General features: G+C 73.4%; 22 protein-coding genes. 9 read left to right on the top strand and 13 right to left on the bottom strand.

Annotated elements, in window-relative coordinates; all coding sequences use genetic code 11:
• Positions 1 to 26: 26 nt before the first annotated feature.
• Positions 27 to 161, top strand: a complete 135-nt coding sequence (locus O7611_RS31960; RefSeq protein WP_194800259.1) for a DUF397 domain-containing protein — start codon at positions 27 to 29, stop codon at positions 159 to 161.
• Here O7611_RS31960 and O7611_RS28725 read toward each other — a convergent pair.
• Entirely contained in the window at positions 136 to 909 is a 774-nt protein-coding gene (locus O7611_RS28725) for a class I SAM-dependent methyltransferase (RefSeq protein WP_194800260.1), read from the bottom strand. The genes O7611_RS31960 and O7611_RS28725 overlap by 26 nt on opposite strands.
• Positions 906 to 1,283, bottom strand: coding sequence for a VOC family protein (locus tag O7611_RS28720; RefSeq protein ID WP_194800261.1), 378 nt, complete (start codon positions 1,281 to 1,283; stop codon positions 906 to 908). Before O7611_RS28720 ends, O7611_RS28725 begins: the two co-directional genes overlap by 4 nt.
• 173 nt (positions 1,284 to 1,456) lie before the next feature.
• Between O7611_RS28720 and O7611_RS28715 the strand changes: the two genes are divergently transcribed.
• The 4 genes from O7611_RS28715 to O7611_RS28700 all read left to right on the top strand — a co-directional run bounded on the left by O7611_RS28715 (position 1,457) and on the right by O7611_RS28700 (position 4,860).
• Complete coding sequence (locus O7611_RS28715) at positions 1,457 to 3,226, top strand: proline--tRNA ligase (protein WP_269697889.1); 1,770 nt, start codon at positions 1,457 to 1,459, stop codon at positions 3,224 to 3,226.
• Between the two features lie 54 nt (positions 3,227 to 3,280).
• A complete protein-coding gene (locus O7611_RS28710; RefSeq protein WP_194800263.1) occupies positions 3,281 to 3,700 on the top strand; it encodes a CBS domain-containing protein in 420 nt (139 codons plus the stop codon).
• Positions 3,701 to 3,781: 81 nt separating this feature from the next.
• A complete protein-coding gene (locus O7611_RS28705) occupies positions 3,782 to 4,207 on the top strand; it encodes a SufE family protein (protein WP_194800264.1) in 426 nt (141 codons plus the stop codon).
• Positions 4,208 to 4,227: 20 nt separating this feature from the next.
• Positions 4,228 to 4,860, top strand: coding sequence for a DsbA family oxidoreductase (locus tag O7611_RS28700; RefSeq protein ID WP_269697888.1), 633 nt, complete (start codon positions 4,228 to 4,230; stop codon positions 4,858 to 4,860).
• A gap of 36 nt (positions 4,861 to 4,896) precedes the next feature.
• Here O7611_RS28700 and O7611_RS28695 read toward each other — a convergent pair whose 3' ends face one another.
• The 4 genes from O7611_RS28695 to O7611_RS28680 form a co-directional block, all read right to left on the bottom strand.
• Positions 4,897 to 5,445, bottom strand: a complete 549-nt coding sequence (locus O7611_RS28695) for a YbaK/EbsC family protein (protein ID WP_194800427.1) — start codon at positions 5,443 to 5,445, stop codon at positions 4,897 to 4,899.
• A gap of 59 nt (positions 5,446 to 5,504) precedes the next feature.
• Entirely contained in the window at positions 5,505 to 5,702 is a 198-nt protein-coding gene (locus O7611_RS28690; RefSeq protein ID WP_013283252.1) for a hypothetical protein, read from the bottom strand.
• 36 nt (positions 5,703 to 5,738) lie between these two features.
• On the bottom strand, positions 5,739 to 6,518 hold the full coding sequence (locus O7611_RS28685; RefSeq protein ID WP_269697885.1) for an SDR family oxidoreductase: 780 nt from the start codon (positions 6,516 to 6,518) through the stop codon (positions 5,739 to 5,741).
• A gap of 358 nt (positions 6,519 to 6,876) precedes the next feature.
• The gene (locus O7611_RS28680) at positions 6,877 to 8,253 is read right to left on the bottom strand and encodes an MFS transporter (RefSeq protein ID WP_269697884.1); all 1,377 of its coding nucleotides are present in this window, start codon (positions 8,251 to 8,253) and stop codon (positions 6,877 to 6,879) included.
• A 160-nt stretch (positions 8,254 to 8,413) separates the two neighbouring features.
• On the opposite strand from O7611_RS28680, the gene O7611_RS28675 reads away from it, so the two are divergent.
• Positions 8,414 to 12,883, top strand: coding sequence for a cation-translocating P-type ATPase (locus O7611_RS28675; protein WP_269697883.1), 4,470 nt, complete (start codon positions 8,414 to 8,416; stop codon positions 12,881 to 12,883).
• On the opposite strand, the gene O7611_RS28670 is transcribed toward O7611_RS28675, so the two are convergent.
• On the bottom strand, positions 12,880 to 13,827 hold the full coding sequence (locus O7611_RS28670) for an L-threonylcarbamoyladenylate synthase (RefSeq protein ID WP_269698177.1): 948 nt from the start codon (positions 13,825 to 13,827) through the stop codon (positions 12,880 to 12,882). The genes O7611_RS28675 and O7611_RS28670 overlap by 4 nt on opposite strands.
• A gap of 89 nt (positions 13,828 to 13,916) precedes the next feature.
• Positions 13,917 to 14,507 carry a winged helix-turn-helix domain-containing protein gene (locus O7611_RS28665; RefSeq protein ID WP_269697882.1) on the bottom strand — a complete coding sequence of 197 codons (591 nt, stop codon included), beginning with the start codon at positions 14,505 to 14,507 and terminating at the stop codon, positions 13,917 to 13,919.
• 65 nt (positions 14,508 to 14,572) lie between these two features.
• Between O7611_RS28665 and O7611_RS28660 the strand changes: the two genes are divergently transcribed.
• A complete protein-coding gene (locus O7611_RS28660) occupies positions 14,573 to 15,163 on the top strand; it encodes a dienelactone hydrolase family protein (protein ID WP_194800269.1) in 591 nt (196 codons plus the stop codon).
• 3 nt (positions 15,164 to 15,166) lie between these two features.
• On the opposite strand, the gene O7611_RS28655 is transcribed toward O7611_RS28660, so the two are convergent.
• The 4 genes from O7611_RS28655 to O7611_RS28640 are packed head-to-tail and all read right to left on the bottom strand — an operon-like array spanning position 15,167 to position 17,155.
• Positions 15,167 to 15,865: a PH domain-containing protein gene (locus O7611_RS28655; protein WP_194800270.1), complete on the bottom strand. Its 699-nt coding sequence runs from the start codon at positions 15,863 to 15,865 to the stop codon at positions 15,167 to 15,169.
• A 42-nt stretch (positions 15,866 to 15,907) separates the two neighbouring features.
• Positions 15,908 to 16,456: a hypothetical protein gene (locus tag O7611_RS28650; protein ID WP_194800271.1), complete on the bottom strand. Its 549-nt coding sequence runs from the start codon at positions 16,454 to 16,456 to the stop codon at positions 15,908 to 15,910.
• A 10-nt stretch (positions 16,457 to 16,466) separates the two neighbouring features.
• On the bottom strand, positions 16,467 to 16,853 hold the full coding sequence (locus tag O7611_RS28645) for a VOC family protein (protein WP_013283243.1): 387 nt from the start codon (positions 16,851 to 16,853) through the stop codon (positions 16,467 to 16,469).
• The gene (locus tag O7611_RS28640; protein ID WP_194800272.1) at positions 16,850 to 17,155 is read right to left on the bottom strand and encodes an ArsR/SmtB family transcription factor; all 306 of its coding nucleotides are present in this window, start codon (positions 17,153 to 17,155) and stop codon (positions 16,850 to 16,852) included. The genes O7611_RS28645 and O7611_RS28640 overlap by 4 nt, the downstream gene beginning before the upstream one ends.
• Before the next feature lie 51 nt (positions 17,156 to 17,206).
• Here O7611_RS28640 and O7611_RS28635 point away from each other — a divergent pair, with 51 nt between their 5' ends.
• Entirely contained in the window at positions 17,207 to 17,743 is a 537-nt protein-coding gene (locus O7611_RS28635; RefSeq protein ID WP_269697881.1) for an ATP-binding protein, read from the top strand.
• Positions 17,744 to 17,822: 79 nt separating this feature from the next.
• A complete protein-coding gene (locus tag O7611_RS28630) occupies positions 17,823 to 18,557 on the top strand; it encodes an LPXTG cell wall anchor domain-containing protein (RefSeq protein WP_269697880.1) in 735 nt (244 codons plus the stop codon).
• A 66-nt stretch (positions 18,558 to 18,623) separates the two neighbouring features.
• On the opposite strand, the gene O7611_RS28625 is transcribed toward O7611_RS28630, so the two are convergent.
• Positions 18,624 to 19,016, bottom strand: a complete 393-nt coding sequence (locus O7611_RS28625; RefSeq protein ID WP_194800275.1) for an ester cyclase — start codon at positions 19,014 to 19,016, stop codon at positions 18,624 to 18,626.
• Positions 19,017 to 19,083 lie beyond the last annotated feature (67 nt).

Below are 19,083 nucleotides of genomic sequence, written 5' to 3'. Positions count from 1 at the left end.
GGCATCGTATCGGTGATGGTGACCTCGTGGAGCTGACCGGAGCGATCTGGCCGGGGTGGTCGGGTGCGGGACAGCAGGACCCGGCCGGGCCGGTGCTCACCTTCACACCCGACGCCTGGCGGGCCTTCGTCCGGGTCAGCGGGAGCCGCGCGTCGCGCTGATCAGCACCGTGTGCTTGCGTACCCGAAAGGCGCCCTCGGCGTCGATGCGGGCCTCGATCGCGGCGCGGGCCGCCGCCTCCTGTGCGGCGGTGAGCGGCCCGATCATGCTGGCGACGTACGCAAGGATCGGCTCGGCGGCGGGCACCACCAGCTCGTCCGGGTAGCGCTCGACCGTCACGTCGTCGAAGTGGGCGGCGACCCGTGCGGGTGTCGCCTCGGCGGTGACGTCGTTCTTGTCGTGGAACCGGACGGCCAGGTCGGGACACCCGATCACCGGGCCGAGCGCGTTCAGCTCGGCCATGTGGTCGCGGCCGTTCACCGCGACGGTGAGCCGGCCGCCGGGGCGTAGCACCCGGGCGAACCCGCGCAGCGCGGCATCCGGGTCGTCCAGGTGGTAGAGCATGCTGTTGGCGATCACCGCGTCGGCTACGCCGGCACCGAACGGCAGGTGCGTGGCGTCGCAGCGCAGCACCCGCGCGCCGGGCACCTCGCGCAGTCGCGCGCACATGGCGGGCGAGAAGTCGGTGAGAGTCAGCCGGGGTCGGTGGCCGACCCGGTGCCACAGCTCGCCGGTGCCGGCGCCCACCTCCAGCACGTCGCCGGACAGCGGCAGCCGCTCGCCCAGCCAGGCGAACCAGCTCTGCGGATTGGTGCCGTACGAGTGCAGCGCCATGCGGGCGATCAGGTTGCCGGTCGTCGTCGCGTACTGGCTGGTCGCCCGAGCCGCCGCGCTGGCGCCGCCGGTCACGAGAGGTAGAAGCAGAACGGGTGACCGTCCGGGTCGAGGAGCACCCGGACGTCGTCCTGCGGCTGGAAGTCGGGCAGTGTCGCGCCCACGGACACCGCGTACGCCACGGCTGCCTCCAGGTCGCCGACCTTGATGTCCAGGTGGACAGACATCTGCTGGTCGCCGGGACCGGCCGGCCATACCGGCCGCACGTAGGCCGGCTCGTCCTGGAAGGCCAGCCAGTGGCCACCCTCCGGCGGGGCGAGGAGGACCCAATCGGCTTCCTTCTCGCGCCGGGTCCAGCCGAGCAGCCGCTCGTAGAACGCGGCCAGGTCCTCTGCGGACGGCGCGTCCAGCACCGTTGTCGTCAGCTTCATCAGCGGTCGCTCAGCCATGCCGCATTCCTACCCGGCACCCGCGACATTTACCGGCCCGTCCGCACCATCTCGGCGGGGTGGCGGCATCGACACCAGTCGGATGCCGCCACCCCGCCGAGCCGGCGACGATCGGTCCGCGCGGACACCGAAAGGGGTCGCCCGGCCCTCCGCTCGCACCATAGGCTGCGCCAATGCTGCTGCGCATGTCGACCCTGCTGCTCCGGACCCTGCGCGAGGACCCGGCGGACGCGGAGGTGCCGAGCCACCGGCTGCTGCTGCGCGCCGGATACGTCCGCCGGGCCGCGCCGGGCGGCTACACGTGGCTGCCGCTGGGCAAGCTCGTGCTGGACCGGATCACCGCGATCGTGCGGGACGAGATGACCGCGATCGGTGACCAGGAGGTGCACTTCCCGGCGCTGCTCCCGGCCGAGCCGTACCGGACCAGCGGGCGGTGGACCGAGTACGGGGACGACATCTTCACGCTCGCCGACCGCAAGGGCGCCGACCACCTGCTCGCGCCGACCCACGAGGAGTTGGCCGCGCTGCTGGTGAAGGACCTGTTCACCTCGTACCGGGACTTCCCGGTGACGCTGTTCCAGATCCAGACCAAGTTCCGCGACGAGGCCCGCCCCCGGGCCGGTCTGCTGCGCGGGCGCGAGTTCCTGATGAAGGACGCCTACTCGTTCGACCTGGACGAGGCCGGGCTCCAGGCGGCGTACGACCGGCACCGGGCCGCCTACGAACGCGTCTTCACCCGGCTCGGCCTGGACTTCACCACTGTCCACGCGATGTCCGGCGCGATGGGTGGGTCCGCGTCGGAGGAGTTCCTGGCCGCCACGCCGGTCGGCGAGGACACGTTCGTCGGCTGCACCGCCTGCGCCTACGCGGCGAACACCGAGGCGGTGGTGACCCGCCCCCCGGCCGCCGGTGACCCCGACGCGCATCCGCCCGCCGAGGTGCACGACACCCCGGAGACGCCGACCATCGCCGCCCTGGTCGAGCTGGCCGAGGCCCGGAAGCTGGGCGGGCGCACCGGCTGGACCGCCGCCGACACGCTGAAGAACGTGGTCCTCACCGTCCGCCGGCCCGGCGCCGAACAGGGCGAGCCGCTGGTGATCGGCCTGCCCGGCGACCGCGAGGTGGACCTCAAGCGGGTCGAGGCGGTGCTCGCCCCGGCCACGGTGGCGGTCTTCGAGGACTGGGACGCCCACCCCGAGCTGGTCCGCGGCTACATCGGGCCGCAGATCCTCGCCAAGCACGGCATCCGCTACCTGGTCGACCCCCGCGTGGTGCCCGGCACCGCCTGGCTGACCGGCGCGAACGAGCCGGGCCGGCACGCCACCGACGTGGTGTGCGGGCGCGACTTCGTACCGGACGGCACGATCGAGGCGGCCGAGGTGCGGCCCGGGGACCCCTGCCCGGCCTGCGCCGACGGTGAGCTGACCATCCGGCGTGGCATCGAGGTCGGGCACATCTTCCAGCTCGGACGCCGGTACACCGACGCGTTCGCGGTCGACGTGCTCGGCCCCCAGGGCAAGCCGGTCCGGCCCACGATGGGCTGCTACGGAATCGGCGTTTCCCGGGCGGTCGCCGCAGTGGCCGAGCAGCACCACGACGACCGAGGGCTGGTCTGGCCCGCGGCGGTCGCGCCGTGCGACGTACACCTGATCGCCGCCGGGAAGGGGCCGCAGCTCGACGCGGCGCTCGACCTCGGCGGGCGCCTCGCCGCTGCCGGCCTGCGGGTGCTTGTCGACGACCGCACGCACGTGTCCGCCGGGGTGAAGTTCACCGATGCCGAGCTGATCGGCATCCCGCGCGCCGTCGTGGTCGGCCGCCGCCTGGCCGACGGGTACGTGGAACTGCGCGACCGGGCCACCGGCGAGCGCACCGAACTGCCGGTGGAGGCCATCGTGGAGCGCCTGCGGGACGAGGTGGGCGCGACGCGCCGCGACGGGGTGTAGCGATCGCGCCACCGGGTACCGCAGACGGATCGACCGAAGCGTTCGGAGGCTCTCATGTTCCGCGTCAGTGACGTCATGACCAGACAGGTGGTCTACCTCCCGGCGGAGACCCCGTTGGACGAGGCGGCCCGGGTGATGAAGGAGTCGGACATCGGCGACGTCGTGGTGACCGACGGCGCCACGCTCGCCGGCATGCTGACCGACCGCGACATCGTGGTCCGGGCGGTGGCCGAGCGCGCCGACCCCGGCACCACCACGATCGGTTCGATCATCACCCGCGAGGTGGTGATGATCGAGCAGCACTGCACGGCGAACGAGGCGGCGGCGCTGATGCGCGAACGCAACATCCGCCGGGTGCTCGTGTGCGACAACGAGCGCAAGCTCGTCGGCATCGTCTCCCTCGGTGACCTCGCCATGCAGCTCGACCCCCAGTCGGCGCTCAGCGACATCAGCGAGGCCGCACCGAACGTGTGACGGGCGGGCCCCGCTCGCGTGACGCGGGGCCCCGCCCGGCACCGCCGGGTGGTGGAGCTCGGCGACGGATAGCCTCGACCCATGCCCGAGATGCCGACCAAGCTGGCCGAGATCGTCGACGAGTTCGCCGCCGCGCCCCGCGACGTCGTCCTGGAGATGCTGCTGGAGTTCGCCGACGTGATCCCGCCCCTGCCCGAAGGCGTGAACCGGGAGGAGCTGGAGCAGGTCCCCGAGTGCCAGACCGCGTTCTTCCTGCGCGCCGAGGTGAACGCGGACAAGACCGTGAGCACCGTCTTCGACTGCCCGCCGGAGGCACCCACCACCCGGGCGTTCGCCGGCATCCTCGCCGAAGGGCTGACCGGGGCGAGCGCCGAGGAGGTGCTGGCCGTACCGGACGACCTCTACCAGCGGATGGGCCTGGCGCAGGCGATCAGCCCCCTGCGCGTACGCGGCGGCACCGCCATCCTGGCCCGGCTCAAGCGCCAGGTCCGGGAACAGATCTCCTGACCCGTGGGTTGTCGCTGGTCATGGACATCGAGATCTACGCCGACGTGGTCTGCCCCTGGTGCTGGATCGGCAAGCGCCGGCTGGAACAGGCTCTGGAGTCGTACGACGGCGAGGTGAACGTCCGGTTCCGGCCGTTCCAGCTGGACCCGACGCCGGTCACCGAGCCGAAGCCGCTACTGGAGGCGCTCGGCGACAAGTTCGGCGGGCGGGACAAGGCCGAGGGCATGGCCGCGCACGTCACCGGCGTCGCCGCGGGTGCGGGCCTCGACCTGCGGTTCGACCGGGCGGTGGCCGCGAACACGTTCGACGCGCACCGCCTGGTGCGCTTCGCCACCGAGCACGGGCGTTCCGCCGAGATGGTCGAGCGGCTCTACCGGGCGCACTTCCACGACGGCGTCGACGTCGGCTCGACCGACGCGCTCGTCACGCTGGCCGGCGAGGCCGGGCTGGACGAGACCGAGGCGCGGCAGTACCTGGAGTCGAACCTGGGCCGCCGGGAGGTCGCCGCCGACCTGAGCACCGCCCACCAGCTCGGCGTCTCCAGCGTGCCGACGTTCGTGCTGGCCGGGAAGTACGCGGTCACCGGCGCGCAGGAGCCGGAGACGCTGCTCGCCGCGCTGCGCGAGGTGGCGCAGCGCGAAGCGGCAGCCTGATGTTTCACGTGGAACAAGATCGATGCGGATGAGGACCTAGGCCGGCTTGGCCAGGTCCTCCACCACCCTCGCCCCGGGCAGCGCGCCGAGCGCCGGCCCGGGCAGGGCGATCTTGCTGTGCCGTACGCCCGAGCCGATGATGACGTGCGGCGTGGCGATCACCCGCGAGTCGACGAGGATCGGCCAGTCCGCCGGCAGGCCGATCGGCGTGATCCCGCCGTACTCCATGCCGCTCGACTCGACCGCCTCGGCCATCGGCGCGAAGCTCGCCTTGCGCACGTCGAGCAGCTTGCGGACCACGCCGTTCACGTCGGCGCGGGTGGTGGCGAGCACGACGCAGGCCGCGTACCGGATCTCGCCGCCGCGCTTACCGGCGACCACCACGCAGTTGGCCGACTCCTCCAGCCCCACCTCGTACGCCTCGCAGAACGCGGCGGTGTCGGCCAGGTCGGCGTCGATCGGGGCGACCAGTACGTCGTCCACGTCCACCGGGGCCTCGGCCGGCCACTCCCGCAGGGCCGCGGCGACCGGCGGGGCCAGCAGGTCGAGCCGGGTCCGGGCCGGCTCCGTCTTCAGCGTCCCCATCATGCCGCGATCCTCGCACCCGTCGGACGGATCGACCGGCCGGACCCCGCTCCCGCCCTTCAGTTGGGATTGGTGAGGAACGCGTTCTCCTGCGCGAAGTCCCGGCTCTCGGTCGTGGTGAGCTGCCGGCGGCGGAGCACCTCGGGACGGTTCGCCTCGGCGTCCTCGATGCCGTGCCGGACGCCGACCCGGATCACGCCGTAGAGGAAGACGAAACCGAAGACGTACAGGACCACGGTGGCGACGAAGACCAGCATGCGGTCACCGTAGGCCGGTGCGGACCCGACCGTTTCTCATCTTCCGCCGGTTCCCCCGTACGTGTCAGCGAGGTGGTCGGCCCAGGTCCGCACGCCGGTCGGCGTGGCGGTCGTGGTGAGACCACCCGCCCGCAGCTCCCGCCCGAGCCGACCCGGGATCCGGACCGGCAGCAGCGGACGGCGTACCCGCCGGGCCGTCAGCCAGGCGCGGGCCGCGTCGTCGAAGCGCAGCACCTCCGGTCCGCCGAAGTCCTCCACCCGGTTCGACGGTCCGGCCAGCAGCAGGACCGCGAGCCGGTCCGCCACCTCACCCGGGTCGACCGGCTGGGCGAGCACCGCCCGGTCCCCGATCACCGAGCCGAGCCGGCTCGCGCCGCGCAGCAGCCCGTCCAGGAACTCCGGGAACTGGGTCGCCCGCAACACGCTCCACGGCACCGGCCCGGCGGCCACCACCTGCTCGGCCGCGAGCTTGTGCCGGTAGTAGCCCAGCGGCACCCGGTCGACGCCGACGATCGAAACGAAGACCAGGTGACGCACCCCGGCGTGACCCGCGGCCACCGCGAGCCGGCGGGTGCCGAGCACGTCGATGTCGTGGGTGCGCCGCCGCGGCGACGAGGCCAGGTGCAGCACCGCGTCCACCCCGGCGACCGCCTCCGCCAGCCCGGCGCCGGTGGCCAGGTCGGCGGTCACCCACTCGACCCCGTCCCCGGTACGCGGCCCGCGGCTCATCGCGCGCAGCGTGAAACCCTCGTCCCGCAGCCGGGGCACCGCCACCCGTCCGAGCCGCCCGGTCGCCCCGGTCACCAGCACCCGCATCGTCGCTCCTCCCGCTCACACCGCAACCGCCGTGCGCGTAGTTCCTGCCGACTCCACCGACGCCGCAGTGGGTTCGCGCCGTAGCCGATTCGTCCGGCTGCATTCCCAAGGACGGGGGCCGGGCGCGGATCGTGACCGCGCGGCGGGTCGCCGTGATCACACCGATCCTGCGGCACGAGGAGGACGGCGGAGGGCGGATTCGGCTCGCCCGTGACGATGCGTGAGGTCCACGCGAACAACATCCACCTCGATCGACATACCTCTGAGTCATAAATATGACCAGGAGTCATACCGATCTCCGGTGATGCCTTCGATCGGCGGCATCACCGAACGTGACGGACGGCAGAGCCTATGCCGCTCAGCCGACAGGGCGTGGCACCACCCGGCCGGCCAGCAGCAGGCCCAGCAGGCCGCAGGCGGCTGCCACCGCCAGCGTGGTCGCGAAGCCGGCCGGGCCGGGGGACGCGCCGGCGGCCAGTACCGCGCCGGTGAGCGCCAGCACTGTCGCGGCGGCGAGCGAGTCGCCCAGTTGCAGCGCCGAACTGTTGCGGCCCTGCTCGGCCGGGGCGGACTGCTCCAGCGTGAGCACCGACAGCGACGGATAGAGCAGGCCCATGCCGAGCCCGGCCACAGCCCAGGAGAACACCGCCGGCAGCACCGGCAGCCCGGGCACCAGCGCCGACGCCACGCCCGCCGTACCGATGGTGATGCAGGCCAGCCCGGCCCGGGGCAGCGTGGCCGCCGAACGGGGTGAGCCGATCCGCCCCTGGATCCACGAGCCCACCGACCAGGACAGCGCCCCCACGGTCAGCACCAGGCCGGCGCCGGTGGGCGAGAAGCCGCGCTCCCGGGACAGCATCAGCGGGATCACCACCTCGGCGGCCACGAACGCCGCCGACGCCAGCGCGCGCAGGCCGATCACCGTCGGCAGCCCCCGCGCCGCGCGCAGGAACCCGGCCGGCAGCAGGTGTGGCACGCAGACGAACAGCCCGGCCAGCGCCCCGGCGATCAGGGCGACGGCGAGCACGCCGCGCTGCTGCCCCCCGTAGTGCAGCAGTGCGGCGCTCGCCCCCGCCCCGCAGGCCCAGCCGATCCGGGCCAGGGCACCCGCCGGCGGGCGGGTCGCCACGGTGGCGGTCAGCGCCCGCAGACCCGGCTGGACCAGCAACGCCGCCGGGATCGCCACCGCCGGCACCGCGAGGAACACCCACCGCCAGCCCAGATGTTCCACGATCAGTCCGGCCAGCGCCGGGCCGACCAGCGACGGCACCACCCAGGCCGCGGCGAACGCGGCGAAGATCCGGCGCCGCAACTGCTCCGGGTACGCCTGACCGACGACCACGTAGAGCGCCACCGAGACCAGTCCGGAGCCGAAGCCCTGCACCACCCGCCCGACGACCAGCACCTCCATCGTCGTCGCGGCACCGGCCACCACCAGCCCGGCGACGAACCAGACGACCCCGTGCCACAGGGCCGGGCGCGGCCCACGCGTGTCGCACCAGATGCCGGAGGCGACCATCGCCACCACGCCGGAGGCGAACGAGCCGCCGAACGCCAGCGCGTACAGGCCGAGCCCGTCGAGGCTGCGCGCCACTGTCGGCATGGCGGTGCCCACCGCCAGCGCCTCGAACGCGAGCAGGGACACCAGGGCGACAATGCCCACCGTCATCGCCCGCAGGCGCGGAGACCAGAGGTCGACGGGTGGGTCAGCCGGTACGGCAGTGGTGCTGGTCATGGCGTTCAGCCTCGGACCTCACCCCCGGTTGAGGTCAACTGTGGCGCGCGTCTCGTCCGGCGGGAACAGCGGGGTGACGCCCGGAAACTTCTGCCGTCGGGGTGGCATGACGGACGCCGCGCCGGGAAGTCGGGCCGCCGGGACGAGACCGGGAGGCGAGATGGCGCTGGGACGGTTCGCCGGCCTCCTGCTGTCTCCGACTGTCGTGCCGGAGACCGCCGCGCGTGTCGCGCGTACCGTCGGTTCGGCCCTGCCCACTGATGCCGTGCCGGCCCGGGTCAGCGAGGTGGCGGGCAGCGTCGGTACGGCGGCGGCCCGGCTGGCCCGACTCACCGGGCTGACCAGCCGCCGCGTGTGGTCGCAGGACGGCCGCCACCACATCGAGGTGCACGGCGTCTGCCAGGACGGCGGCGACCGGCTGGCCCGCCAGGTCGAGGCGGCGCTGGAGTCGATGCCGGGCGTGACCTGGGCGCGGGTCAACGCGCCGTCGGGCCGGGTGGTGGTGGCGACCGGGGATCCGGCGCCGAAGCTGCGCGACCTGATCGCCACTGTGGCGCGCGTGGAGCAGACCTGCCCGTACGAGCCGGACCCGGAGATCGAGCCGCCGCAGCCGCCCGAGGACGGACCGCGTACCGCGCGGACGTTCGGCGCGCTGCTGTCCGACGTGCTCGGGTTGAGCATCTCCGCTGCTACCCGGGTCCTGCCGCTCACCCCCATCCCGGCCGAGGTGGCCGGGCTGCTCGGCGCCGTCGACCTGCACCCGAAGCTGCACGCGCTGGCCGGCCTGGGCATCCGCGCCGACCCGCGCGCGGAGGTGCTGTTCCCGCTGGCCGAGGCCGTGGTGCAGGGTCTCACCGGCGGCTGGGCCGGCATCGTGCTCGACGGCGCGCAGCGCGTGGTGCAGTGGGGCGAGGGCGCCGCGCAACTGGCCGCGTGGCGGCGAGCCGAACCGCACCTGACCGGTGACCCGGAGCGGGCTGTGGCCCGGGTGCCCGACGGCGAGCGGCCCTGCCCGGTGCCCGACGGCCAGCCCGAGCGGTACGCCAAGCGGGTGCTCCCGGCCGGCGCGGTCGCCGGGGCGGCGGCGCTGCCGGTGCTGGGACCGAAGCGGGCCGCCGCGCTGGCGCTGTCGTCGCTGCCGAAGGCGCCCGGTTCCGGCCGCGAGGGGTACGGCGCCCAGCTCGGCCGGATGCTCGCCCGGCGCGGCGTGATCGCGATGGACCGCAGTGTGCTGCGGGAGCTGGACCGGATCGACACGGTGGTGCTCGACGCGGCGGTGCTCGGATCGGACCGGGGCGTCCTGGCCGACCTCGCGCCGCTGGCCGACGCCGACACCGGGCAGGTCGCCGCCCGGGCGTTCGCGTTGTTCGACCCGGCCGAGCCGGACGCGGTACGCGCCGCCGAGGGCTGGCGGATCGGCCCGCTGGACCGCCTCGGCGCCGACGATCCCGGTGACACCCCGGACAGCGCCCGGCTGCGCGCCGACGGTGGACGGCTGCTCGGGCTCGCCGAGAACGGCCGGCTCGCCGCCGTCCTGAGGGTCGAGCCGGAGCCCGCGCCGGGCGTGGACGCGCTGGCGTCGGCCGCCCGGCAGGCGGGACTGCGGCTCGTGGTCGGCGGCGCGGACGACGGCCGGTACGACTTCGCCGACCTGCTCGTACCCGGTGGGGCCCGGCTCGCCGACGCGGTGCACGACCTGCAACGCGAGGGCGCGGTGGTGATGGTGGTCTCCGGTGAGCGGTCGGCGCTGGCCGCCTCGGACTGCGGCCTCGGCGTGTACGGCCCGGACGACCTGCCGCCGTGGGGCGCGCACCTGCTGGTCGGTGACGACCTGCGGGTACCGGCCCTGCTCGTCGACGCCGCCGGGGTGGCCCGCCGGATGACCGAGCAGAATGTCCGGATCTCGATGGCCGGCAGCGGGCTCGGCGCACTCGCCGCGTTCACCGCCGACCGGCGGCGGCTGCCCCGCCCGACCCTGGCGGCGGTGAACGGCGCGGCGGCGCTCGCGTTCGCGCACGGCGTGGTCCGGGCGCACCGGCTGCCGGACCGGACCGGCGCACCGATGCCCGCGCTCACCGCCTGGCACCTGATGCCGGCGCAGACCGTCCTGGACCAGCTCGCCACCGGCCCGTCCGGGCTGGCCGAGGAGGAGGCGGCCCGCCGCCGGCGCGTCGAGGTCGGCGACGAGCACGGCCCGGCCGGGCTGCTCCGCGCGTTCGTGGAGGAGCTGTCCAACCCGCTCACCCCGGTGCTGGCCGCCGGTGCGGTGCTCTCCGCCGCGTTCGGCTCGCTCGTCGACGCGGCACTGGTCGGCGGTGTGGTGGGCGGGTCCGCGCTGGTCGGGGCGGTGCACCAGCGCAACACCGAACGCTCCCTGGCCGAGCTGCTGTCCCGCTCGGCGGTCACCGCCCGGGTGCTGCGCGACGGCGCCGAGCGGGTGGTGCCCGCCGAGGAACTGGTACGCGGCGACGTGATCACGGTCAGCTCCGGGGACGCCGTACCGGCCGACTGCCGGGTGCTGACGAGCGACGGGCTGGAGGCGGACGAGTCGTCGTTGACCGGCGAGTCGCTGCCGGTGGCGAAGAGTCCGGAACCGGTGGTCGCGGCGGCCGTCGCCGAACGGCACTCGATGCTGTTCGAGGGCACCACAGTGGCCGCCGGGCACGGCACCGCGGTGGTGGTGGCGACCGGTGCGGAGACCGAGGCCGGGCGGAGTCTCGCGATGGCCCGGCAGGCCCCGCCGGCCAGTGGCGTGGAGGCGCGGCTCGGCAAGCTGACGAGCAGCGCCGTACCGCTGGCGGCCGCCTCGGCGATCGCTGTCGCCGGGGCGGGGCTGCTTCGGGGCGTACCCCTTGCCGAGACGGCGGCGACCGCCGCGAACCTGGCCGTGGCGTCGGTGCCGGAGGGGTTGCCGTTCCTGGTCAGTGCCGCGCAGCTGGCGGCGGCGCGGCGGCTGGCCGAGCACGGCGCCCTGGTCCGCAACCCCCGGACCATCGAGGCACTGGGCCGGGTCGACGTGCTCTGCTTCGACAAGACCGGCACGCTCACCGAGGGGAAGTTGCTGCTGGCGGGGGTGGGTACCGGTGACGGCCGGTACGCCGTGCTGGACGAACTGGACGAACCACTCCGGTCGACGCTGGCCGCCGCCGTGCGGGCCACCCCGGCCGCGGACGACCCGGACGAGTTGCCGCAGCAGACCGACCGGGCGGTACGCCACGGCGCCGACGCCGCCGGGGTGACCGAGCGGACCGGCGCGCCGGAGTGGACCGCCACCGCCGGGCTGCCGTTCGAGCCGTCCCGGGGCTACAGCGCCACAGTCGGCCGTGGCACCGGCGGGCTGCTGCTGAGCGTGAAGGGCGCCCCCGAGTCGGTGCTGCCGCGCTGTGCGTCCCGGCGCACCGCCGAGGGGGACCGGCCGCTCGATGAGGCTGGGCGCGAGGAGGTGCAGGCCATGCTGGCCGGGCGGGCCGGTGCCGGGCACCGCATCCTCGCCGTGGCGGAGTGCCGGGTCTCCACCGAGCAGGTCAGCGACGAGCAGGTGAACGGGCTTGTCTTCGTGGGTTTCCTGACGCTCGCCGACGGGGTGCGGGACAGCGCCCGGCCGGCGGTGGCCCGGATCCGGGCCGCGGGCGTGCACACCGTCATGATCACCGGCGACCATCCGGCCACGGCCGAGGCGATCGCCGCCACGATCAGCCCGGACGACGGCGGTCAGCGCGTCGTCACCGCCACCGACCTGGACCGGCTGGACGACGCCGCGCTCGCCGAGCGCCTGATGGCCACCGACGTGGTGGCGCGCTGCACGCCCGCGCACAAGGTACGGATCATCCAGGCGTTGCAGCGCCAGGACCGCACCGTCGCGATGACCGGTGACGGCGCGAACGACGCGCCGGCGATCCGGCTGGCAGACGTCGGCATCGCGCTCGGTCAGCGGGGCACTCCCGCCGCCCGCGCCGCCGCCGACCTGGTGGTCACCGACGACCGGCTGGAGACGATCATCGCCACGCTGGTCGAGGGACGCGCCATGTGGTCGTCCGTGCGGCACGCGCTGAGCATCCTGGTCGGCGGCAACCTCGGCGAGATCGCGTTCAGCGTGCTCAGCGCCGCCGCGACCGGCCGGTCCGCCCTGGGGGGCCGGCAACTCCTGCTGGTCAACCTGCTCACCGACCTGGCACCGGCGCTCGCCATCGCGGTCCGCCCGCCCGCCGACGACAGCGCCGACCACCTGCTGCGGGAAGGCCCGGACTCCTCGCTCGGCGTCACCATGACCCGGGAGATCGGGCTGCGCGCGGCGGCGACCACGCTGGGCGCGACCGCCGGTTGGACGATCGCCAGGTGGACCGGAACCCAGCGGCGCGCCAGCACCGTCGCGCTCGCCTCGCTGATCGGCACCCAGCTCGGGCAGACCGTGCTGGCCGGCGGCACCAGCCCCAGCGTGCTCGCCGCCACCGCCGCGTCGGTGGGCGTGCTCGTGGCGGTGGTGCAGACGCCCGGTGTCAGCCACTTCTTCGGCTGCACCCCGCTCGGCCCGGTGGGCTGGACCATCGCCACCGGCTCGGCGCTCGGCGCGACGTTCGCCAACGGCGCGCTGACCAAGCTGGTCGACCGCCTGCCGCAGCCCGGTTCTTAGTGCCAGGTGGCGGCGGCCCGCCGCAGCCTGTCGTTTATCGCGCGGCCCACGCCGGTCTCCGGCACCGGCTCGGCGACGATCTCGGTCACCCCTGCTGCGTCGAGCCGGTGCAGCGCGTCGAACAGGCGCGCCGCCGCCGCCGTCACGTCGCCGTCGGGCGACAGCACCTCCACCGCGGCCCAGTCGCCGTCCGCCGGTGGCTCCCGGAAGGCCAGGAATCCCCGTCGGCCGCCGCCGGGCTCGGCCGCCGCGCCCAACCGCAACGGGGTACGCGGCGCGTAGTGCGCGGCGAGCGTCCCGGGCGCGACCGGCTGACCGGAGCTGCCCTGGCGCACCTCGACCGGGCCGACCGCCTCGATGATCGCCTCCACCGGCAGCGCGCCCAGCCGCAGCACCACCGGCCGGTCGCCGCGCGCGTCCACGATCGTCGACTCGATGCCGCACCGGGTGGGCCCGCCGTCGAGCACCACGTCCACGGCGCCGCCCAGCCCGGCCACCACGTGCTCGGCCCGGGTGGGGCTGAGCTGGCCGAACCGGTTCGCGCTCGGCGCCGCCACCGGCACGCCCGCCGCCGCGATCAGCGCCCGCGCCGACGGCTCGTCCGGTACGCGTACCGCCATCGTGTCCAGGCCGGAGGTGACGATCGGCGGGATGATCTCCGGGCGGTCCACGATCAGGGTGAGCGGGCCCGGCCAGAACCGCTTCGCCAGCTCAGCCACCACCGCGGGTACCTCGCCCACCAGCGCGGCCAGGTCGGCGGCGTCGGCCAGGTGGCTGATCAGCGGGTCGAAGCCGGGCCGGGCCTTCGCCTCGAAGATCCGCGCGGCGGCCCGGGCGTCGAGCGCGTTGGCGCCCAGCCCGTAGACCGTCTCGGTGGGGAAGGCGACCAGCCCGCCGACGCGCAGGACGGCGGCTGCCTCGTCGATGCCGCGCTCGGCCGGCAGGACGCGCGGGGATCCGGTGCTCACGCTTCCGACGCTAGCCTGCCCGGTTCGCCGCACCGGCAAGACCCTGCCGTCGCGTGGCGGGGCCGTCAGTCGCGCCTGTCGGTGGCGGGGTCCGTGTCGGGGAGCGTGGGCGCGTCGGTGGGGTAGAGGCCGGCGGCAAAGCCGTACACCTGGTCGCCGGCGCGGGGGATCTGCGCGAACCGCCGGGCCAGCGCCTGCACCTCCGCCCAGAACTCGCGGACGTCCTCGATCGGGATGCGCGCGTGCACGAGGGTGCACCGCAGCTCGTCGGCGGCGTGTGCGGCAGCCGCTTCGGCTGCCGCCTCGGCGAGCCCGTTGATCCGGGACGCCACCTGTTTGTCCTCGGCCCGGCTGAGCGCGCCGACGTAGTAGGTGCGGGCCACCCGCCCGTAGAACCGCTCCTCGATGGCGCGTACGCGGCGGGTCCGCACCACGCGCAGCAGACCGGCGTCCACCAGTTGGTTCACGTGGTACGCCACGCTGCTCTTCGGCCGGTCGACCGCGCGGGCCATCTCGTTCACGGTGGCGGCGCGCTCCAGCAGCAGTTCGAGCAGCGTGCTCCGCAGCGGGTCGGCGAGCGCGCGCAACTGCTCCGGAGCGGTGACCACGAGCAGGTCGTCGAGGTCGTAGTCCGGGATTCGCTCATTGACCGACATTTCTCGACCGTTCTAAGATTCTGGTTCGTTCGATAACTCTGGTCTGACAACTCAGGAGTGTAGTGATGGCCGAGATCGTGCTCTTCCACCACATTCAAGGGCTCACGGACGGCGTCCGCGCGCTCGCCGACGCGCTGCGGTCCGGTGGGCACACCGTCCACGTCCCCGACTTCTTCGACGGCGAACGGCCGGCCACCATCTCCGACGGCGCCGCGCTGATCAAGCGGATCGGCGGCGACGTCCTCGACCAGCGCGCCGACGCGTACGTCGCCGGCCTGCCCGCCGGCCTCGTCTACGCGGGCGTCTCCTGGGGCGCCGCCATCGCCCAGCGGCTCGCCCAGACCCGGGCCGGCGCCCGGGCCGCCCTGCTCTACGAGGCCTGCCTGCCGGTGACCGGCGAGTGGGCGATCGGCCCCTGGCCCGACGGGGTGGCGGTGCAGGTGCACGGCATGGAACAGGACCCGTTCTTCGGGCTCGAAGGCGACGTGGACGCCGCGCGCGAGCTGGTGTCGATCGTCGGTCCCGAACGCGGCGAGCTGTACGTCTACCCCGGCGACCGGCACCTGTTCACCGACAGTTCGCTGCCCTCGTACGACGCCGAGGCCACCGCGCTGGTGGTGAGCCGCAGCCGCGAGCTGCTCGACCGGCTCGGCTGACGCCTACCCGTCACCGCGCAGACGCGCCAACGCGGCCGCGTACTCGGCGTCGGTCAGCACCCCACGCTCGTACTGCCTGGTCAACGCGTGGAGGTCACGCCGCTGCGCGGCACTCGGAGCGGGCCGCCGAATCTGCTCCGGCGGGTCCGGACGGCCGACGCGGACCGGATCCGGCGCCGGGCTCGCCGGCCTCGCCGGACCGCGCTGCTCCGCGGGCCGGGCATTCCGGTGGCACTCCCGCAGGTTCGCGAGGATCTCGTCGTAGTGCTCCGGCCAGGTGACCAGCCGGGTCAGCTCCAGGCGGAACGGCCGGACGATGGCGCCGGACTGGATCGGCGTCTGCACCGGCTCGCCGTCGATCCGCTCGATGACGATCGCGTCGCGTCCCATGTCCAGACCCGCTATCGAAGCCGTACCGCTGTGGATCTCCACGACCGAGGCCCACGGCACTGTGGTCGTGCGGAGCAGCGAGCGCGAGCGTACGCCGACGGGGCTCACCCAGACGCCGAGCATCGCGCGGCGGACCGCGACGGCGAGGACGCCGGCGTTCCACACTCCGAGGACCACCGCCTCCCCTTCCAGGAGTCTGCCGCTGCGGAACCCGAACACGATGAGCACGAAGAAGCCGACCGCCAGCCCCGCCACGACCATGAAGCCGGAGGTGGTCAGGTCCAGCGAGTACGGGCGCCGCCACACCGTCATGCCGCCAGGATGACCGATCGTGTCCAGCGGGTTCGCGCGGAGTCAACGCCCTCTCGCCAGTTCCGCGACCTCGGCGAGGCTCGCGACCCGGTCGCACTCGTCGTCGGTCAACGTGTTGATGAGTGCCTTGGCGGCCTGGGCCTGGGGAGTCGTGGGCAGGGCACCGGCCAGCAGGTCCGGCAGGACCAGCTCGTAGCCGACCCGCGCCCGGGGTGAGTAGCGGTGGCGGCTGCGGGTCACCGCCGTGGCGACGCGCAACGCGTGCTCGTTGCCGGGCGGCACGTGCGGGCGGTCGCGCTCCCGGGCGCCGAACCGCATCCGGTGGCGGAACTCGCACGTCTCGCACGTCGCCGGTCCGGCGGTCAGCCGCGCCCCGCAGTCCGGACAGGTCAGCCGGTCCACCGCGCCGTCCACGGTCCGCCAGTCGTACGCTCCGGGGTCGTCGACGACGAGCCAGGCCAGCTCGCTCTCCTCGGGCGAGCCCGGCGCCACGTCCAGCTCACCGCGCAGCCGCGCCCAGGCGTCCCGGATCTCGTCCTCCAGGCGAGCCACCGCGGCGGCAAGCGCCGGGTTACGCCACGGTCCGGCCATTGTCGACCCGCTACCGGTACTGTGCGATCTGGATCAGGTTGCCGCAGGTGTCGTCGAACACGGCGGTGGTCACCGGGCCCATGTCGACCGGCTCCTGGGTGAACAGCACGCCGAGGCCCCGCAGCCGGTCGTGCTCGGCGGCCACGTCGTCCACCGCGAACTGCGTCAGCGGGATCCCGTCGCCCGCGAGCGCCTCCTTGAACGCCTTGGCGGCCGGGTGCGCGTCGGGTTCCAGCAGCAGCTCCACGCCGTCCGGGGCGTCCGGCGAGACCACGGTCAGCCAGCGGTACTCGCCGGTCGGCACGTCCGTCTTCTTCACGAAGCCCAGCACCTCGGTGTAGAAGCGCAGGGCCTTGTCCTGGTCGTCGACGTACACGCTGGTGAGGTTGATTCTCATGGGTTCTCCTGGGTGGGTGCGTCGGGCCTGAGCCATCGCTCGGTGATGGACCGCAGCGGGCGGGTGTCGAGGTGGTGGAACTTGTAGCGGCCCTGCCGCCGCGTGACGATCAGGCCGGCGGCCTCCAGGACGTCGAGGTGCTGGGAGATCGCCTGCCGGGACGAACCGACCTGGTGCTTCGTGGCCAGCCGGCCGCAGATCTCGAACAGGGTCTGACCGTCGCGCTCGGTCAGCTCGTCGAGGATCAGGCGGCGGGTGGGATCGGCCAGCGCCTGGTACAGATCGCCCACGTCACCCACCATAGGCAAGTAACAGCTTGCCTATCAAGGGGTTGCCCGCAATCGGAGGACGTCATGCCCGGATACATCCTCACCGGCGCTCCCGGCTCCGGTAAGACAGCGATCCTGCGCCACCTGGAGATCGACGGCCACCCCGTCGTGGAAGAGGCGGCGACCGACGTGATCGCGCTGCACCAGGCGCTCGGGCGGCCCGAGCCGTGGCGTGAGCCGGGCTTCGCCGAGTGGGTGCTGGATCTCCAGCGGAGGCGTCGGTGCCGAGCCGAGATGTTCGGCGGCGACGTGGTGTTCCACGACCGCTCACCCGTCTGCACGCTCGCGTTGTGCCGCCACCTGGGGCTGACGCCGCCACCCGCGCTGTTCGATGAGATCGAGCGCATGACGGCGGAGCGAACCGTCTTCTTCGTACGGAATCAGGGCTTCGTCGAGGCGACGGCCGCGCGTCGGATCAGCTTCAAGGAGTCACTCGTCTTCGAACGGATTCACGAGCTGACCTATCGCGAGGCCGGATTCGACCTCACCGACGTGCCGGCGGGCCCACTGGCAAACCGGGTGGCATCGATAGAAGAGGTAGTTGATCGACTGCGTCGTTAGCGCAATCAATGCCCCTTGCTTTTCGGACCGACGCCGGTAACATCTGCATGTTTTGATCTCCACGGGGAGGAAAGTCCACATGCAATGGAAGATTCCGGCCGGTGCCCTGGTGGCGCTGGCCTTTTTGATTCCGGTGGCGCCGGCGGCGGCGGCGCAAACCGCAGCGCCCGGGCTCAACGAGTCCTGCCAGACTGTCGAACGCGAGGTGTACAAGGACTTCCGCGAACTTGTCACAATCGACCTCGACAGCGCCCCCGTTTCCGAGCTGCGGCTGCTGGCCTACCGGATTCTGGACGAAGCGCAGGCCGAATCGCTGCCCGTTCTGCCGAGCGAGATCGAGGAGCGACTGAAGGGCACCTCTGACGACCTTCGCGCATACCTCAAGAACCTGGAGAATCGCTGGGCGACGGCTCTGCGCGTCAGGATCGGCCAGACGATGACGGGCGCCGGCCCCAACGTGCGGGCCGCCGCGCAGAAGGTGCTCGACGACCCGTCCGTCGAGGTCTACCTCGCCTACCTGAACATCGGCCTGTACGAGGCTCGCGCGCTCGACTGCGCGTCCCAGCCGACGGCGACTCCGACGCCGTCTCAGCCCACGACCACGCCGACCGCGACGCCCAGCGCCACGTCGACAGTCGTACCGCCCGTCACTCCCTCCGCCAGCCTCGGCGCGCCCGGTGGCGGCGAGGGCGGCGGGCTGCCGGTGACCGGCGCCGACACCGCGACCGTGGCCGGCGTCGGCGGGGCGCTTCTGCTCCTCGGCGGTGTCGGCTACGTCATCGGACGCCGACGTCGTTCCCGCTTCGTCGCATAGTTCCCCTGGGCGCGCCCAGCTCGATGCCTCATCGGGCTGGGCGCGCCGCGTTTTCCGGATCCCCCGTCAGCCGGCGAGCTGCCGCCGCACCGAGTCGGTGTCCATCAGGTACGACATGAACTTGAACTTGCCGTCCTGGACCCGGTAGAAGGCGGTCTCCGTGAACGCCACCGACTTGCCGGTGGGGGTCAGGCCGTTCCACTCCTTGACCGGGGTACCCGTGTCGACGAGCCGGGCCGCGATCCGATCGCCTTCGACGACGACGTCCTGGATCTCCCAGTGGAGGTCCGGCACCGCCTCCACGTGCTTGTAGAACTCCGCCACCATGTCCGCCATCTTGACCGGGGTGCCGTTCATGATGACTTCCTCGTGGGCGAAGTCGGCCATGCGGGTGAACTCCCGCTTGTTGGCCAGCTCGACGTACCGCAGGTAGAAGTCCCGCAGTTCCTGGGTGGACATGCCTGCATCCGTCGCGATGGAGCTCATGATCGGTATTCCTCATCTGTTGATGCCGGCCCCGTTCCCC

It is taken from the genome of Micromonospora sp. WMMC273 (assembly GCF_027460285.1).
In the GTDB taxonomy this organism is placed as follows: Bacteria; Actinomycetota; Actinomycetes; order Mycobacteriales; family Micromonosporaceae; genus Micromonospora; species Micromonospora aurantiaca.
The sequence above is the reverse complement of the archived record's forward strand: the minus strand, read 5'-3'. Positions and strand labels throughout refer to the sequence as shown.